15 protein-coding genes and 1 tRNA gene are annotated in these 16,458 nt (G+C 60.1%); 13 read left to right on the top strand and 3 right to left on the bottom strand.

All coding sequences use genetic code 11. The annotated features are described in order from the left end of the window. Window positions 1-105: 105 nt before the first annotated feature. Window positions 106-182, bottom strand: a tRNA-Pro gene (locus FGL65_RS13510). Between the two features lie 224 nt (window positions 183-406). On the opposite strand from FGL65_RS13510, the gene FGL65_RS13505 reads away from it, so the two are divergent. The 5 genes from FGL65_RS13505 to FGL65_RS13485 all read left to right on the top strand — a co-directional run bounded on the left by FGL65_RS13505 (window position 407) and on the right by FGL65_RS13485 (window position 7,855). Further along, window positions 407-1,462 carry a protein-glutamate methylesterase/protein-glutamine glutaminase gene (locus FGL65_RS13505; RefSeq protein WP_147821756.1) on the top strand — a complete coding sequence of 352 codons (1,056 nt, stop codon included), beginning with the start codon at window positions 407-409 and terminating at the stop codon, window positions 1,460-1,462. Between the two features lie 46 nt (window positions 1,463-1,508). Then, on the top strand, window positions 1,509-3,446 hold the full coding sequence (locus FGL65_RS13500) for a HEAT repeat domain-containing protein (protein WP_147821755.1): 1,938 nt from the start codon (window positions 1,509-1,511) through the stop codon (window positions 3,444-3,446). Between the two features lie 6 nt (window positions 3,447-3,452). Continuing rightward, on the top strand, window positions 3,453-4,331 hold the full coding sequence (locus FGL65_RS13495; RefSeq protein ID WP_147821752.1) for a CheR family methyltransferase: 879 nt from the start codon (window positions 3,453-3,455) through the stop codon (window positions 4,329-4,331). A 71-nt stretch (window positions 4,332-4,402) separates the two neighbouring features. Beyond that, window positions 4,403-4,771, top strand: coding sequence for a response regulator (locus FGL65_RS13490; protein ID WP_147821750.1), 369 nt, complete (start codon window positions 4,403-4,405; stop codon window positions 4,769-4,771). Window positions 4,772-4,825: 54 nt separating this feature from the next. Then, window positions 4,826-7,855 carry a chemotaxis protein CheA gene (locus tag FGL65_RS13485; protein ID WP_147821748.1) on the top strand — a complete coding sequence of 1,010 codons (3,030 nt, stop codon included), beginning with the start codon at window positions 4,826-4,828 and terminating at the stop codon, window positions 7,853-7,855. A 67-nt stretch (window positions 7,856-7,922) separates the two neighbouring features. On the opposite strand, the gene FGL65_RS13480 is transcribed toward FGL65_RS13485, so the two are convergent. After that, on the bottom strand, window positions 7,923-8,864 hold the full coding sequence (locus FGL65_RS13480; protein WP_147821746.1) for a hypothetical protein: 942 nt from the start codon (window positions 8,862-8,864) through the stop codon (window positions 7,923-7,925). A 205-nt stretch (window positions 8,865-9,069) separates the two neighbouring features. On the opposite strand from FGL65_RS13480, the gene ybgF reads away from it, so the two are divergent. From ybgF to FGL65_RS13440, 8 genes are all read left to right on the top strand, one after another. After that, on the top strand, window positions 9,070-9,921 hold the full coding sequence (ybgF, locus tag FGL65_RS13475; protein WP_147821744.1) for a tol-pal system protein YbgF: 852 nt from the start codon (window positions 9,070-9,072) through the stop codon (window positions 9,919-9,921). 8 nt (window positions 9,922-9,929) lie between these two features. Next, entirely contained in the window at window positions 9,930-11,147 is a 1,218-nt protein-coding gene (gene dprA / locus FGL65_RS13470) for a DNA-processing protein DprA (protein ID WP_147821742.1), read from the top strand. A gap of 65 nt (window positions 11,148-11,212) precedes the next feature. Further along, window positions 11,213-11,485, top strand: coding sequence for a TMEM165/GDT1 family protein (locus FGL65_RS13465; protein ID WP_147821739.1), 273 nt, complete (start codon window positions 11,213-11,215; stop codon window positions 11,483-11,485). Window positions 11,486-11,556: 71 nt separating this feature from the next. Beyond that, complete coding sequence (locus tag FGL65_RS13460) at window positions 11,557-11,964, top strand: hypothetical protein (RefSeq protein WP_147821737.1); 408 nt, start codon at window positions 11,557-11,559, stop codon at window positions 11,962-11,964. Next, the gene (locus FGL65_RS13455) at window positions 11,965-12,804 is read left to right on the top strand and encodes an HDOD domain-containing protein (RefSeq protein ID WP_147821734.1); all 840 of its coding nucleotides are present in this window, start codon (window positions 11,965-11,967) and stop codon (window positions 12,802-12,804) included. A 100-nt stretch (window positions 12,805-12,904) separates the two neighbouring features. Beyond that, window positions 12,905-13,864, top strand: coding sequence for a GGDEF domain-containing response regulator (locus FGL65_RS13450; protein ID WP_147821732.1), 960 nt, complete (start codon window positions 12,905-12,907; stop codon window positions 13,862-13,864). Next, window positions 13,842-14,771, top strand: coding sequence for a tyrosine recombinase XerC (gene xerC / locus FGL65_RS13445; RefSeq protein WP_147821730.1), 930 nt, complete (start codon window positions 13,842-13,844; stop codon window positions 14,769-14,771). The genes FGL65_RS13450 and xerC overlap by 23 nt, the downstream gene beginning before the upstream one ends. Window positions 14,772-14,792: 21 nt before the next feature. Continuing rightward, complete coding sequence (locus tag FGL65_RS13440; RefSeq protein ID WP_147821728.1) at window positions 14,793-15,299, top strand: peptidylprolyl isomerase; 507 nt, start codon at window positions 14,793-14,795, stop codon at window positions 15,297-15,299. Between the two features lie 147 nt (window positions 15,300-15,446). Here FGL65_RS13440 and FGL65_RS13435 read toward each other — a convergent pair whose 3' ends face one another. Continuing rightward, window positions 15,447-16,385, bottom strand: a complete 939-nt coding sequence (locus FGL65_RS13435) for a DMT family transporter (RefSeq protein ID WP_147821726.1) — start codon at window positions 16,383-16,385, stop codon at window positions 15,447-15,449. Window positions 16,386-16,458: the final 73 nt, after the last annotated feature.

Genomic DNA, 16,458 nt, shown 5'->3' with positions numbered 1-16,458 from the left:
GTTCTCGGGAGTACTGGTATTATTTAGATTTGCGGTGTGAGAGAGACAATCGATGGAGCAATGAAAAAAGGCACTTGCGATTTCTCGTAAGTGCCTGAATGCTCGTGGTCGGGATGAGAGGATTTGAACCTCCGATCTCTGCGTCCCGAACGCAGCGCTCTACCAAACTGAGCCACATCCCGTGTGTGCGAGGAGTGCTTTTAGCTAACCTGGAAGGCATTGGCAAGAGAAAAATTTACTTTTGTGGTTTGTTGGACATGGGGAACGATTAAGCATACCATTTCGTAGTATAAAGTTGCATGAAATCATATCTTGTCTCAACGAATTCGTGTAGCGTGTCCACCATGGCTGAGAGTCGTTGGCTGGCAAGGATATTTCCAGTTGTTCAATTCCAAAGGAGTCTCGAGTGATTAAAGTTGTTGTCGTGGATGATTCGGCTTTCATGCGCAAGGCCATCAGCACGATGTTGGACAAAGATCCAGAAATATCCGTTGTGGCTTCCGCCAGAAATGGACAAGAGGGGCTTGAGCTCATTCGCAAGCATGACCCCGATGTGGTGACCATGGACATCGAGATGCCCGTCATGGACGGGCTGACAGCCCTGCGGCAGGTCATGATGGAAATGCCGCGTCCCGTGCTCATGGTCAGCTCCCTGACCACCGAAGGCGCCGAGGCCACCCTCAAGGCCATGGAACTCGGAGCCGTGGATTTTATTCCCAAGCAATTGTCCAAGGTTTCTTTGGATATCGTCAAGATCGAGCAGGACCTGATCGACAGGGTTAAGACCGTGGCCCGCCGCAAGATGCGTCATGTGCCGCCGCGCGCTGTGGTCGCCCGTCCCTCCGCAGCTCCCGCAGCGGCCCCATCCGTCAGGCCGTCCGGGTCGATCAAGCGGGATGTCGTCGCCATCGGCGTTTCCACGGGCGGGCCTCCGGCGGTGCAGAAGGTTCTTTCCGCATTGCCTGCGGATTTCCCGGCCGCCATCGTCATTGCCCAGCACATGCCCGCGGCCTTTACCGGCCCCTTTGCCAAGCGCCTGGACAACGTGAGCGCCATAACGGTCAAGGAAGCCGAGCCCGGCGACGTGCTCAAGCCCGGCCATGCCTTTGTGGCGCCCGGCGGCAAGCACATCGTGCTGGACCAGAAGGTCAGCCGCGTGGACGTGGTGGTTACCGAGAATCCCAAGGAGGCACTGTACAAGCCCTCCGCCAACGTGCTCATCAGTTCCGTGGCCCAGGCCGTGGGACGCCGGGGACTGGGCGTGATCCTGACCGGCATGGGCAACGACGGCATGGAAGGGATCCGCGCCCTCAAGGAAAAGGGCGGCCGCGCCCTGGCCCAGAGCGACGCCACCTGCGTGGTTTACGGAATGCCCAAGGCCATTGTCGATGCCGAGTTGTCCGATGAGATAATCGATATAGACAACATGGCCGATGCTATAATGGCTAATTTGTACAAGTAAGTGCAGTATGAAGGGGAAACTGAACTTGGCTTGGAGGCTGTGAGATATGAGCGATTGCAAGGAATACCTGCTGCTGCTGGAGAGTGATGACACCGAGGTTGTGCGCGAGGGCGCGTTCAAGGCGGGCGAAAACGACTGCCTTGAAGCGGTTCCCAAGCTTGCTGAATTATTGACTATAAACCACCTCGGCATCCAGGAGGCCGCAGAGAGCTCCCTGCGCAAGATCGGCGGCAAGGAGACTGTTGCCGCGGTCATGCCGCTGCTGCGTTCCGACGAAGCGCCGGTGCGCAACCTGTCCATGGATATACTGCGCGAGATCGGGCATCAGGATGTGGGGGCGCTTATCGACCTGCTGCATGACGAGGACCCCGACATGCGCATTTTCGCTTCCGATATCCTGGGGTCGTCCGGAAACCCCCTGGCCGTGGACGCCCTGTGCGACGCGCTGCTCAAGGACCCCGAAGTCAATGTCCGCTACCAGGCGGCCGTGAGCCTCGGCGACCTGGGTATGCCGGAGGCCGCAGGGTGCCTGAACAAGGCCATGCAGGACGAGGAGTGGGTTCAGTACTCGGTCATCGAGGCCCTGACCAAGATCAAGCACTCCAGTTCGGTGGACGCCCTGGTCAAGGCCCTGGACCGCGCCTCGGACCTGGTTGCCTCCATGATCATCGACGCCCTGGGGGAAATGGGCAACGTCAAGGCCGTGACCATGCTGCTGCGGCGCATGGAGGCCTCTCCCACGGCGCTGCGCAACAAAATTGCCAAGGCCGTGGTCAATATTCTGGGCGGCAAGTCCCTGACCCTGCTGACCAAGGACGAGCGGGAAAATTTCCGGCAGTATTTGCTGGTGGCTCTAAAGGACGAGGACGAGGACATCCAGGACGCGGCCATCAGGGGCCTTGCCTATGTGGGGGGCGAGCATGCCTCTGCGGGCATTCTGGATATCGCCGCCGGCCTGGATCAGGACAACGACCAGGAACGGCTTTCCGACATCATCGCCAACCTCGCCCGAATCGGGCTTACCGAAGCCCTGAAGAACGGCATTGCCCATGAAGACCAGGATCATGCCCGTGTCGCGGTTCAGGCCCTATCCCTGATCGCCGCCGATGACGACGGCAGGCCCGAGGTCTGCAAGGTGCTCATGGACAGCTTCTGGGACCTGGCCCTGCCGGTTCAGCGTCAGGTGGTGGGCGTGCTTGCGGATACGGCCACGGATAAGGCCAGCGACTTTTTCGTCGATGTGCTCAAGCGGCATGAGGACGGCACCGTGCTCAAGGGGGCGGTGCGGTTCCTGGGCGTGAAGATGCGCAACGCGGATGTGGCGGACATGATTTATCCGCTGCTGGACCACCAGTACGACGACGTCAAGGAGTCCGCACTGGAGGCGCTCATTGCCATAGACGGCCCGGAAGTGCGCGAGCGTTTTGTGGAGATGGCCTCCAGCGAGGAACCGCTCCACCGGCTCATGGCGATTTTCGGCCTGGGCAAGATCGGCGAGATGTCCAACCTCGACCAGCTCAAGGTTGCGCTGGAGGATGAGGTCCCGGACATCCGCAAGGTGGCCGTGGAGGCCGTTGCCGAACTCTACAGGGACGGAGGGGACTGGAGCGCCCATGTGCTTCCCAAGCTTTCGGACGAGAACAAGGATGTGCGCCTGACCGTGGTGGAGATACTCGGCAACCGGTATCAGGACAGTTTCCTGCCGCATCTGCTGCATGCCCTGGAGGACGAGGACGATTGGGTCCGAATCCGCGCCATTGACGCCGTGGGGCAGCATGGTTCGGAGGATGCGGTTCCGCCATTGCTGGAATTGCTGGAGAGCTCCAACCAGTTCGTGGTCATGAAGGTTGTCGAGGCCCTTGGCAACATCGGGGGCACAAAGGCCTTCCGTTCCTTGCTCGAAATATCGGACAGCGATGAATACGATTTGGTGCGCGCTGCAGAGGACGCCATAGCGAAAATCCAGGAATCACAGGAGAAGTAGACTGAAATGTCGTCCCTCTTTTCCAAGACAATCTCTCTGGGAAAGGAACTTAAGATTTCCGATTCCGAGTTTCGCGATCTGAGAGATTTCATCTATGCCCAGTGCGGCATTTACATAGCGGACAACCGCAAATATCTTTTGGAAAATCGGCTGGCCAACAGGCTCAAGAAGCTGAGCCTGAAGGACTTTGGTGAATACTACTATTATCTTCAATACGACAGCGGCAAGGGCCAGGAACTGAGCAAGCTTTTCGAGGTCATCACCACCAACGAAACCAGTTTCTACCGCAACCCGCCGCAGCTCAAGGTGTTTCAGGAGAACATCCTTGCGGACGTTATCCAGGAGCAGCGCAAGAAGGGCCTGAAGTCCTTGCGGATCTGGTCTGCAGGGTGCTCCACGGGCGAAGAACCGTATACCCTGGCCATGATTCTTAGCGAGGTGCTCAAGGGCGAGATCGCTTCCTGGGATATCAAGATCACAGCCAACGATCTTTCGGCCCGGGTTTTGGATTCCGCGCGCAAAGGCGTGTATTCCGATTACAGCCTGCGCACGACGCCCAAGGAGATCGTGCAGAAGTATTTTGATGAGGACGGCAAGAATTTCAGGATCAAGTCCGAACTCAAGCGCATGGTGTCCTTCGGGCAGATAAACCTCAAGGACAAGTCCCATCTCAAGCGCGTGGAGCGGTCCGATATTGTTTTTTGCCGTAATGTGATCATTTATTTTGACGATGATATGAAGAAGCAGGTCATCAGTGCGTTCTATGATAATTTGCATCCTGGCGGATATTTGATTATCGGGCATTCCGAGTCGCTTCACAATATCAGCCGGACGTTCAAGCCGATCCATTATCCCGGGGCGATTATTTACCAGAAAGAGGCGTAAATAACGGGTTTGCCTTGGAGTGGCTTGTCGGATAATGTATACCATTGGTGCGGTAATATAAGGGGGAACAAATGCCGAAGCATGTTCTGATCGTTGATGATTCCAAGACGGTTCGAAATCTCGTCGCATTCATCATGAAGAAAGAGGGATTCAAAGTCACAACGGCGGAAGATGGACTTGACGGTTTGGAAAAGCTGTATGGAGCCGGTGAGGTGGATCTCATCGTCTCGGACATCAACATGCCCCGCATGGACGGCTTGACGTTCATCAAGACCATACGGGAGCAGGATGCCTACAAGGACATTCCCATTGTCGTTCTTTCCACCGAGGGCCAGGACAAGGACATCCAGAGCGGCCTGACCGTGGGGGCGAATCTGTATATGGTGAAACCGGCCCAGCCGGAAAAACTGGTGCGCAACGTGAAGATGCTGCTCGGCTGATGAACGCGTCGGCTGGGGCATTGGGGTTCACTGCAAACGTTACGAGGTGCCCGAATGGGTCAGGACTTTTTGGATCCTGAAATATTATCGGATTTCTTTATCGAGGCCAAAGAGCATTTGGAGACCATTGAGCCCAACTTGCTCGAACTGGAGAAGAGCCCCGAGAATCTCGGCCTGCTTAACGAGATTTTCAGACCCATGCATTCCCTCAAGGGGGCATCGGGCTTTCTGGGTTTGAACAAGATCAACGGGCTCGCGCACAAGGCCGAAAATATACTTGATGAGCTCCGGCAGGGCGCCATAAAGGTGACCCCGGCCATCATGGACCTGATCCTGTCCGCGACGGATGCGCTCAGGACCATGGTGGACAATCTGGAATCAAGCGGTGTTGAAGGCGAGGTGGATACTTCTCCGATCATTGTTTTGATCGAAGCGGTTCTCGCCGGCGAGGACATCGGTGGTGAGCCCGGGGAGGCTCCTGCCGAGGCTGCCGAGCCCGAAGCCGTTCAGGAATTTCCCGAGGATTCCGGGGACGTGTTGACGCCGGAGATCGTCGATGTTGAGTATGAAACCGAGATTGTCGGGCAGGAAGCCATGCCCGAAGCGTTTGAATCTACCAATGAGGTTACGGAAGCGGGGGGGCATATTATGACTGATTTCAATCCGGTACCCAACCCTGATTTTGATTCCACGCCCTATGCGTTGACCACGGTGGGCGAGGGGCATTTGTCGGATTTCCTGGAAGAAGCACAGGAGATCATCGATGATCTGAACCGTTCCCTGCTCGCCCTGGAAGGGGACGCAACGGGCAACGACGAACTCATCAACGACACCTTCCGCTATTTCCACAATCTCAAGGGGAACAGCGGTATCATCGGTTTCAAGGAGCTCAACGGCCTGACTCACGAGGCCGAAACCCTGCTGAACAAGGTTCGCAAGGGCGTCATGCCTTCCAGCCAGGGGCTGGTGGACCTGCTTTTGGCCGTGGTGGACCTGATTGAAGACCTGGTGGACAAGGTCGATGTCGCGTCCGGCAAGGTCACCCCTGTGGACACCAGCGTGTTCGAGCAGGTGCTGCAGCAGGTGACCGACACCGAGGACATTTCCTATGCCCGCGCCGTGGTGGGGGACAAGGGGGAAGAGGGAACGCCGGAAACGGCAGATGCCGAAGCTCCCGCTCCGGAAGCTGCTCCGGCCACTGCACAGGCCCCGGCTGTCGAGGTTGCAGGAGAGTACGATCCCGAGGACGTGGCCCTGTTCGACCAGACCATCACCCAGCAGATCGACAATGCGGAATACGCCCTCAAGGAATTGCGCAACGACCCCGCCAAGGCGGATATCGTGGACGGGCTGTACCGTACGCTCCAGACCATCCAGAATTCCGCGGGTTACATGGGCCTGGACGAAATCAAGACCTATGCGGAACGCACTTCGGGTCTTGTGGATCAGGGCCGCAAGTCGGATATGGATTTCAGTTTGATGGTCGATATCCTGGACCAGGAATTTTCCATTTTGAAGGATATGCTGCTGAAGGCGTTGTCGGCCATCAAGGGCGGCGGCGAAGAAGCCCCGGCCCCGGCCCCCGCGCCCAAGGCCGAAGCCCCTGCGCCCGCTCCCAAGCCCGCACCGGCTCCAGCACCCAAACCGGCCCCGGCTCCCAAGGCCACCGAGCCCGCTCAGGCCCCCGAGCCCGCGCCGAAACCCGCTGCCCCGAAGCCCAGCCCGGCTCCGGCGCCAGCCAGTAACACTATGCAGAATGCCAAAGCAGCCGTAGCCAAGACGGCAGCCGGTAACGAGGCCGCCGCGCCCGCCAAGCAGAAGACGTCCACCACCATCCGCGTGGACCACCACAAGCTCGACCATCTCATGAATGTCATCGGCGAGCTCATCATCAACCGCAACCGCTACGCCATCCTGGCCCGCGCCCTTGAGGAAGGTCAGGAAGAGGTGCATGTGATTGCCCAGCAGCTCACGGAGACCACCTACGCCATGGCGCGTATTTCCGACGACCTTCAGGATACCATCATGAAGGTGCGCATGGTCCCCGTGCAGACCGTCTTCTCCCGCTTCCCCCGTTTGGTGCGCGACCTGAGCCGCAAGAGCGGCAAGCAGGTGGAACTGATCATGGAAGGCGAAGAGACCGAACTGGACAAGAGCGTTGTGGAAGAGATCGGTGATCCGCTGGTTCACCTGGTCCGCAACGCCGTGGACCACGGCCTGGAAGATGAAAACGAGCGCATTGCCGCGGGCAAGAGCCCCAAGGGCCATGTCTGGCTGCGCGCCTACCACAAGGGCAACTCGGTCGCCATCGAGGTCGAGGATGACGGCAAGGGCATCGACCCGGACAAGATGCGCGCCACCGCGGTCCGCAAGGGCGTCATCTCCCAGGAGGAGGCCAATGCCCTGGATGACCGCGAGGCCATCGAGCTGATCTTCGCCCCGGGCTTCTCCTCCGCCGAAAAGGTGACGGACATCTCCGGCCGTGGCGTGGGCATGGATGTGGTCAAGACCAACATCAAGAATCTCAAGGGCAGCGTGCACACCACCTCCGAGGTGGGCAAGGGCACCAAGTTCACCCTGACCCTGCCGCTGACCCTGGCCATCATCGACGCGCTCATGATCCAGGTGGCGGGAGAAACCTTCGCCATCCCGCTGGATGCGGTTTCCGAGACCACCAAGATCGAGGTCAGCAAGCTTTCGGATGTCAACAACCGCAAGGCTGTGACCTTGCGCGGCGAAGTTCTGGGTATCCTGGAGCTTTCCGAGCTGCTGGAACTGCCTTCCAATGAGGACCACCGGGAGATCTTGCCGGTCGTCGTCATTCACGACAATGACCGCAGGCTCGGCCTGGTGGTGGACAGGCTTCTGGAACGCCAGGAAATCGTCATTAAGCCGCTCGGCCAGTACCTGAACAACTTCAGCCTCAGAGGGCTGTCCGGCGCCACCATCATGGGCGACGGTTCCGTGGTGCTGATTCTTGATCCCCACGAGATCTATAGCCTTTCCACGACCTTGCAGAAGCCGCGTGTCAGCAGCGGTCAGAAGGCCATGGGCACCAGCACCAGCAAGGCCCTGCCCGAGTAGGACAAGACAAATGAAAGGCCGGACAGGATATCCTGTCCGGCCTTTTTTTGTGCGTTGCGTTCGCCGTCTAGATCATGGAAAGCAGGCCCAGGCCCACGGTGATGTCCAGGCTGTGCATGACCCAGAGCAGGGCTGCGCCGACAAAGGCGATCCATTTCATGCGCATGGGGGCCTGGCTCCTGGCCAGCACCGCCCACAGGGCGCAGCAGAGAAGCGCCAGCAGCGCGGCGCTGCCCCAGGCGCAGACCATGCCGGTGCCCATGACCAGGGCGCGGGCGTCCGGGGTGAGCAGAGCATAGGCCCAGCCCTGCGCAAGGGTTTGCAGCAGCACCCCGAAAATGGCCCATTTTGCGGCCAGGGGAAGTGAGAATTTGTAGTAGTCGCGGCCGTAGTCGTCCTTGTTGCGGCGCCAGACCATGTAGACCAGGCTTAGGCCGGCCCCCGCTCCCAGGGAAAGCGCCGCGTACTGGAGGGCCATGGGCCAGAACAGGGACGGGCCCGCCAGGGGCAGCGGGGCGACGACGAATGCCGTGGAGTCGTTCTGCGTGGAGGTGCCCAGCATGAACACGGCGGCAACACAGGCGACCACCGAGGCCGTCAGCGACAGTCCCGCCGCAAGACCAAGGATCGCATGGACGCTTTTGGCCGTGCGCATGCGTTTCCAGGCCAGCACATAGGGAATGGCCAGCAGGAGCCCGAGGCCCGCAGTCGTGTAAAAATACAGGAACGGCGAGGCCGGGTTGGCCAGCCACTGCGAAAGCCAGGGCATGCGTGATGCGGCCACAAAGCCCGCCACGACCATGGCCAGCAGGGAGACGATCATGAGCAGCAGCCCCATGGTGGCGGACTGCTGGGCGTATTTGTCGAAAAAGACCTTGCCCTTGCCGAGGCCCAGAAGCCCGTTGAGGGCGGCCACGAGGATGGCGCCGAAGGCCGCCAGGCCGAGAAGGTCGAAGAAAGCCGGGGCCGACATGGTTGCGGCCAAAAGAAAAGTTTCTGTAGCGTTCATAGGTTGCTTTCCTTCGGCCGGGGATTCCCAAGCAAGGGGTGGCGCCGAAGGTCCGAGAGGTTTTGTGCCTGAAAAATGCGCCGGAGGCAAGGTCGCAAGCTCGCGGGGACATGTGAAACCGCTGAAATAGTTCCTTGAAAAAAAGTACCGTATCGCCTATTCCTAGGAAGGATCACAACGTTTTCATCAATTGGGAGTATTCCGAATGCGGTACTTGATCGTCGCCATGCTGTTTACCATGCTGTTCACCCAGGGGGCCTGCGTGTCCACCGGAACGTCCGGCAAGACCACCGACGCCAGCATGGAATGGCGCATGAAGAGTCTGGAAGAGAGCTTTCTCAATTACCGGGAGGAGCAGCGCCGCCAGGCCGAGCAGCTCGACCGCATGCAGTCGGACACGGACCGCCGTTTGAGCGCCGTGGAGGACGCCCTTGCCGACGTGGAAGGCCGGGATGACGCCGTTGTGGTCGAAGGTGCGCCCAAGCGGGCGGATGTGCCGGACGAGGGCTGGGTCACGGACCTGAAGCCCGAGGACGAGGGCTGGAAGGAAGTGAAACCGGAGCAGGGTGCAAAGGCGGCTCCCCAGAACGCCCCGGCCGAAGCCCCCAAGGTGGCCGCCAGCTCCGAGCCCAAGCCCTGGGCCAAGGTGCCGCAGCCCAAGCCCGCACCGGCCCCGGCCATGACAGCACAGAGCCTGTACAAGAAAGGGTACGCCCAGTACGAGGCCGACAAGACCGCCGATGCGCGCAAGACCTTCGATGAATTTCTCGCCAAGTATCCCAAGAGCTCCCTGGCCGCCAACGCCCTGTACTGGAAAGGCGAGACCTACTATTCGGACAAGAACTATCCCCAGGCCATCATGACCTTCAAGGACGTGGTCAGCCGCTATCCCAAGCACCACAAGGCCGCGTCGGCCATGCTCAAGATCGGCATGTCCTATGAACTGGTGGGCGACAAGGACAACGCCGTTTTCTACTTCCGCGCCTTGGTGGACGACTATCCCTCCTCGGAGCCGGCCTCCATGGCCCGCAAGCGTCTCCAGGCCCTTGGCGAATAGGCCGTTCCATGGAATCCGGCAAGGAATTCTACGCCTGCCTTGCGTTTCGCTATTCCAAGAAGCTGGATTCCAAGACACGGCTGCGCATCTTTTCCCATTATGATTCGGCCTATGCCGCCCTGTGTGATGCCCGCTCCTGGGTGGGCAAGGGCTTGTCCGGCCCGGATGCGGCCACGCTGTTCCTCATGGAATCCTGGCGGGAAAAGGCCACCAAGGAGTACCGCACGGCCCGGGACTGCGGGGCCAATGTCCTGTGTTGGCACGATCCGCGCTACCCCGAGCGGCTGCGGCATATCCCTGATTCTCCCGAGTTTCTCTATTACCAGGGCGATGTCTCCCTGCTGACCAATCCAGCGGTGGGGGTGGTGGGCGCGCGCAAGTGCACGGAGTTTGGCCTCCAGGCGGCCTTTTCCATTAGCAGGCAGCTTTCCCGCATCGGCATCACCGTTGTTTCCGGCATGGCGCTCGGCATCGACGGCCAGGCCCATCGCGGCGGGCTGCAGGGGCTCGGCAAGTCCGTGGCCGTGCTCGGTTGCGGGCTGGAAAACACCTATCCGCCCGAGCATGAAGATCTGAAGCGGCAATTGGCCGAGGAGGGCTGCCTGGTTTCCGAGTTTCCGCCGGACACGCCGCCCATTTCCAAGAATTTTCCGTATCGCAACCGCATCATCAGCGGGCTGTCTCTGGGCGTTCTGGTGGCCGAGGCCGCCAACCGCAGCGGCAGCCTGATCACGGCCCGCCTGGCTTCGGAACAGGGGAGGGAGGTCTTTGCCCTGCCCGGTCCGCTGGGCCAGCCCACCTTCACCGGCTGCCACCGGCTCATTAAGCAGGGGGCGGCGCTGGTGGAAAACGCTGCGGACATCGTGCATGCCCTGCGGTACGAGTTTGCCTTGGAGTTGGCCCATGTGCCGGATCCGGAACCTTCGGAATCGGATCAGGGCGAGGATGCTCCCTTGACGATTCCCAAGGTCCGCAAGGCCAGCGCCCGGCAGGACGTGGAGAGCGGGCCGCGCCCTCCAGCCGTTGTCCGCAAGAAGATGGCGCTCAACGACGAGGAACAGGCCCTCATGGAGCTGCTGCTCGACGCCGACAAGGTGCACATCGATTCGCTGGGCCGCAGCCTTGGCTGGACCAGCAACAAGACCAGCCAGACCCTGCTCATGCTGGAAATGCGCGGGGCCGTCCGGCAGCTGCCCGGCATGTGGTATCTGGCCAGGGAAGCCTGATTGTTGACGAATCCCCCTGTCCCCACTAGAAGAAAGGCAACCTTACAGACCAATGGAGGCCTTTCGTGGACTGGAAACTGTTCGTGACGACATTTGCCACCCTGTTCGTGGCCGAACTGGGCGACAAGACCCAACTCGCCTGCATGCTCATGACCGCCGAAACCCGCAAGCCCTGGACCGTGTTCTTTGGTTCGTCCCTGGCCTTGGTCACGGTCAGTTTTCTGGGCGTCATGCTGGCGAGCTTCATCTGTCAGTACGTCTCTCCCAACATCATCAAGAAGGTGGCGGCAGCCGCGTTCGTGGTCATGGGCGTGCTCATCTTTTTCGACAAGATGTAGGCGCTTCTTGAGCGCCGCAGGGCAACCATGTATGATGCATGTCTGTTGCAGAACCTGAATGGTGAAATTGAATGCAGAAAATACCCATAGATCTCGCCCGCCCGGGCATGAAGCTGGCCCGGCCCGTGGAACGTGACAACGGCATCACGGTCATGGCTGCGGACATGGAACTGAGCCAGGGGCTTATCGACCGCATTAAGACCATGAATATCGACCGTATAGTGGTACACGGCAATCCCGTGGACATGGGCGGCGCTGCGGGCGGCACGCAGTTTGACGAGCGGCTCAAGCGCATGCCCCACCTGTTCCGCGTCCACAAGAAGGACAAGTGGATGATGATGGTCCAGAAGCGGCTGGAATCTTATTTCCGGATCAAGGCCGCCGCCCAGGCGGCGCGGGCCAAGGCCCTGCTACGGGAAGGGCAGAGCGACATGGAAATAGAACAGGCCCAAGTGAACGGCAGCGGCGGCGAGAAATAGATGCAGGACATGGATCTCAAAACCAGCGTCAAGGGACAGGTCCTGGCCATCAAGGATCTGCCGACCCTGCCCGGCGTGCTCGACGAGGTGACCAAGCTCGTGGAGAACCCCGAAACCTCCACCGAGGAGATCGCCAACGCCATCTCCAAGGATCAGGTGCTTTCGGCCAAGGTGCTCAAGATGGTCAACTCGCCGGTGTACGGCTTCCCGGGCCGCATCAGTTCCATCCAGCACGGTCTCGTGCTGCTGGGCTTCAACGTCATTCGCGGCATCATCATTTCCACATCGGTGTTCGACATGATGGTGCAGGCCATGGAAGGGCTCTGGGAACACAGCCTGGGCTGCGCCACGGCCAGCGGCATCATTGCCCGCCACGCCGGGTTCGACGACCCCGAGGAATATGCTGTGGCCGGTTTGCTGCACGACCTGGGCAAGGTGGTTACCGCGGTCCAGCTCCCGGAGCTGCACCAGCAGATTCTGGACAACGTCAGGAAGAAGAATCTTACCTACTACAAGGCGGAAAAGGATCTGCTCGGTTTCGGGCACGACCGCATCAACGCCTGGCTGGGCCGCCACTGGAACCTGCCGGGCAACATCCGGGAGGCCATGAGCCGCCACCACAGCCCGCACATGGCCGAGCTGTACAAGTCCACCTGCTGCGTGGTGCACCTGGGCGATTTCATGGTGCGCCTGTTCGAGTTCGGCACCTCGGGCGACGACCAGACAGCCTATCTGCGCCCCGAGGCCATGAAGGAGATCGGCTTCAAGATGAGCGATCTGGAAAAATGTATGGACGAATTGGCCGATCAGCTGCTGGATGTTTCCGACGTGACTTTCTAGGGAGAGTCTTTCGCACGTATGCGGCTGTCAGTTCCCAAGGGAATTGGCAGCCTCTTTTATATGCTTTGACGAACAGTTACACCGGTGCTAGAAATTCCGTATGGCTGACGCATCCCAAAATCCCCCGTTTTCCCACAAGCAGCGGGCATTCGTGATCTCCCCGGACCTGGAGCTGGTGGAGACCCTCAAGAGCCTGTGGAGCGACGAGTGGATGGAGTTCACGGTCTTTGAACGTGGCCGCAGCGCCATAGAGCTGCTTTTCAATGAGCCGCCGGATCTGCTTATCGTGGACAACCGTCTGGAGGACATCAGCGGGGCCGAGGTCGCCAACTCGGTCAAGAGCGAGAATGTCTACCGTCAGTTGCCCGTGGTGCTGGTCCTGGACCAGGACGACATGAGCACTCCCTGGGACTGGGCCTCGGTCGAGGTGGACGACTTCCTGGTGCGCCCCTTCACTCCGTGCGAGGCGCGGGACCGAGTCAACCTGACCATCTGCCGCGCCATGCGCGCCCTGGACGCCAACCCGCTCTCCAAGCTGCCGGGCAACACCTCCATCATTCAGCGCATCCAGCAGCTCATCGACAAGAAGGAAGACTTTGCCCTGGCCTATTGCGACCTGGATTTCTTCAAGTCCTTCAACGACAAATACGGGTTTTCCCGGGGCGACGAGATCCTGATGATGACCGCGCGGGTCATCGTCAACACCATCAAGAGCTTTGGCGGCGGCAAGAATTTCGTGGGCCATGTGGGCGGTGACGACTTCGTGTTCATCATGCCGCCCGAGCTCGTGGAGGAAGCCTGCCAGCGAATCGTCAAGACCTTCGACGCCATTGTGCCCAATTTCTACGATGCCGAAGACCGCAAGCAGGGCAAGATTATTTCCACGGACCGCCAGGGCGAGGTTCGTGAATTCCCGCTCATGGCCGTGTCCATTGCCGTTGTTTTCAATCAGGACGGCCGCATGGAGCACTTTGGTGAGGCCTCGGCCATTGCCATGAGCCTCAAGAAGAAGGCCAAGGAAAACCCCAAGAGTTGTTATGTCCTGGACCGGCGTACCTGATCTGGGAGAGATGGTCCGGGGCTTTCTCTCGTATCTCGAGGTGGAGAAGGGCTATTCCGAGGCCACGGTGCGTTCCTACGGCACGGACCTTTCCCAGTTCGACGAGTTCCTGCGCACCAAGCGGCGTTCCCTGGAGCGCCCCGAGCGGGTTTCCAAGGAGATCATCCGTTCCTTTCTGGCCGAGCTGCATCGCCGCAGGGTGACCAAGAGCACGGTCTCCCGCAAGCTCTCCAGCCTGCGCGCCTTTTTCCGTTTCCTGCTCAAGCACCAGCTGATCCAGAAGGATCCCACCGTGGGTGTGCGCAATCCCAAGCAGGAAAAGCACCACCCCAAGGCCCTCAACGTGGATCAGGCCCTGGCCATCATGGAAGCCGGGATTCCGCCGGACCCGGAAGGGCTGCGCGATCTGGCCCTGGCCGAGCTGCTCTATGGTTCGGGCCTGCGTATTTCCGAGGCCATGGCCCTGGATGTGCATGACATTGATTCGGGCATGGTGCGGGTGGTCGGCAAGGGCAACAAGGAACGTATTGTGCCGGTGAGCAAAAAATGCGAAGAACGCGTTCGCGCGTGGCTTCGCCAGCGCCAGGCGCTGGACCCGGATCCCCTGGAGCAGGCCCTGTTCATCGGGGCTCGCGGCAGGCGGCTCAATCGGCGGCAGGCCAACCGTATTCTGGCCAATCTGGCGGCGGTGGCGGGCATCCCGCGCGATGTGCATCCTCACATGCTCCGGCACAGTTTTGCCACGCACATGCTTGAGGCGGGAGCCGACCTGCGCAGCGTGCAGGAGCTGCTGGGCCATGAACGGCTGACCACCACCCAGCGGTATACGCATCTGGATCTGCAGCAGATCATGCGGGTTTATGACAAGGCGCATCCGCGCGCCGACGGCACGGAACGTAAAAAATAAAATCGTATGGAGATAGGACCGATGGATAATCCTCTTGTTCTTCTGGAAACGCCCATGGGCGAGATCCTGATCGAACTCTTTCCGGACAAGGCACCCAAGACCGTTGAGAATTTTCTGAGCTACGTGGACGACGAGTTCTACGAGGGGACCCTGTTTCACCGCGTCATCAAGGGCTTCATGATCCAGTGCGGCGGCCTGACCTTCTCCATGGAAGAGAAGGACACCAAGGCTCCCATCGAGAACGAGGCCAAGAACGGGCTCAAGAATCTCAAGGGAACCGTGGCCGTGGCCCGTACCGCCGATCCACACAGCGGCGCCGCCCAGTTCTTCATCAACGTGGCGGACAACGCGGACCTGGACCATTCCGGGGAATCCGAGGAAGGCTGGGGCTACTGCGTGTTCGGCCAGGTGAGCGACGGCATGGACGTGGTGGAAAAGATCGCCAAGGTCAAGACCCGCAGCTATCAGGGGTACGACGATGTGCCCGTGGATCCCATTTCCATCATTGCAGCCTACCGGTTCGAGTAGGCAAGGCTGCCGATAAAACGCGCCTGTTTCCGTATCTCGTCTCTGGCGGGCACGGGGGATGATTTTGAAACAAAGAGGGACCGAGCATTGCTCGGTCCCTCTTTGTTTTTATGGTGGGCGAGATGTCTGGGCTTGAAAGACTGGTGATTACCGTACGTTCTGCACGCGGATGTAGAGCACGAGACCGATGACGGTCAGGGCGATGCCGAACGCCCCGAGCATGCCGGGAAGCGCGCCGTCCAGGAACAGGCATTCCCCGGCAAGGGCGAAGACCACCTCCATGGACTGGGTGCAGTCCGCGGCGGCCAGCTCCGAGGCGTTGGTGGCCGCATACCGGGCATTGAGAAAAAGGGTGGTGGCAATGACTCCGGAGAGCAGGGCCACGGTTCCGGTCATGATCAGCTGCCCCTCCGAAGGCGCAGGGGGCGTGGTGGCGAGGATCAGGGCCAGCCACAGGGGCACGGACCCCAAGGTCAGGAGCAGTACCCGGGCGAAGCCGTCGGACATGGCCGGGTGGTCTATGGCCGGAATGAACCTGTTGCCCCCTTCCCGGGCCTCCCAGACCATCTGGTTACCGACGGGGTAGGCGAAACCCGCTCCGAGCACGGGAAGGGCACCGAGCAGGACAAAGGAAAGCGGGGTCGAGGCCGCATGCTCCACATTGACCAGGATCACCCCGGCGAAGACGATGAGCGTCAGCGCCAGGGCCCGCAACGATACCTTGCGCCCGAATCCGAGCAGCACGAGCGGGGTGGCCAGTATGGTGGTCTGCCATGTCGTGGCCACGATCCAGCCGGGCGCAAAGGTGACACTGTACGTGATCAGCGCATAGAAGAGGCCGAATCCGATGCTGCCGGCCGTGGTCCAGAATATCCAGTGCCTTTTGAAAAGGGACAGCGTCTGTCCGAGCAGCCGCGCCTTGCCGGAAACGAGCATCCAGCCGGAGAGCAGCAGGAGCATCCACAGGTAGCGCAGGCTGGAGGTCCAGACCCAGTGCCCGCCCTCCAGGCTCATGGCCCGGTTGAGCACAAAGGTCGAGCTGAAGAACAGGGCGGCCAGACAGCCGGTGATGATTATTTTTCTCATGATCATGCGGAGATAAATAAAAAGCCCCCGGCTGGCAAGCAGTCGGGGGCTGATGGTTTCGTTTTTCGGCGCG

Source organism: Salidesulfovibrio onnuriiensis, from assembly GCF_008001235.1.
GTDB lineage: Bacteria > Desulfobacterota > Desulfovibrionia > Desulfovibrionales > Desulfovibrionaceae > Pseudodesulfovibrio > Pseudodesulfovibrio onnuriiensis.
The sequence above is the reverse complement of the archived record's forward strand: the minus strand, read 5'-3'. Positions and strand labels throughout refer to the sequence as shown.

What these genes read in the sequence shown, in the direction of transcription:
- FGL65_RS13500 (WP_147821755.1), top strand. Translation starts at nt 1,509, where the DNA reads ATGAGCGATTGCAAGGAATACCTGCTGCTGCTGGAGAGTGATGACACC.
- FGL65_RS13495 (WP_147821752.1), top strand. Translation starts at nt 3,453, where the DNA reads ATGTCGTCCCTCTTTTCCAAGACAATCTCTCTGGGAAAGGAACTTAAG.
- FGL65_RS13490 (WP_147821750.1), top strand. Translation starts at nt 4,403, where the DNA reads ATGCCGAAGCATGTTCTGATCGTTGATGATTCCAAGACGGTTCGAAAT.
- FGL65_RS13485 (WP_147821748.1), top strand. Translation starts at nt 4,826, where the DNA reads ATGGGTCAGGACTTTTTGGATCCTGAAATATTATCGGATTTCTTTATC.
- FGL65_RS13480 (WP_147821746.1), bottom strand. Translation starts at nt 8,864, where the DNA reads ATGAACGCTACAGAAACTTTTCTTTTGGCCGCAACCATGTCGGCCCCG.
- ybgF (WP_147821744.1), top strand. Translation starts at nt 9,070, where the DNA reads ATGCGGTACTTGATCGTCGCCATGCTGTTTACCATGCTGTTCACCCAG.
- dprA (WP_147821742.1), top strand. Translation starts at nt 9,930, where the DNA reads ATGGAATCCGGCAAGGAATTCTACGCCTGCCTTGCGTTTCGCTATTCC.
- FGL65_RS13460 (WP_147821737.1), top strand. Translation starts at nt 11,557, where the DNA reads ATGCAGAAAATACCCATAGATCTCGCCCGCCCGGGCATGAAGCTGGCC.
- FGL65_RS13455 (WP_147821734.1), top strand. Translation starts at nt 11,965, where the DNA reads ATGCAGGACATGGATCTCAAAACCAGCGTCAAGGGACAGGTCCTGGCC.
- FGL65_RS13450 (WP_147821732.1), top strand. Translation starts at nt 12,905, where the DNA reads ATGGCTGACGCATCCCAAAATCCCCCGTTTTCCCACAAGCAGCGGGCA.
- xerC (WP_147821730.1), top strand. Translation starts at nt 13,842, where the DNA reads ATGTCCTGGACCGGCGTACCTGATCTGGGAGAGATGGTCCGGGGCTTT.
- FGL65_RS13440 (WP_147821728.1), top strand. Translation starts at nt 14,793, where the DNA reads ATGGATAATCCTCTTGTTCTTCTGGAAACGCCCATGGGCGAGATCCTG.
- FGL65_RS13435 (WP_147821726.1), bottom strand. Translation starts at nt 16,385, where the DNA reads ATGAGAAAAATAATCATCACCGGCTGTCTGGCCGCCCTGTTCTTCAGC.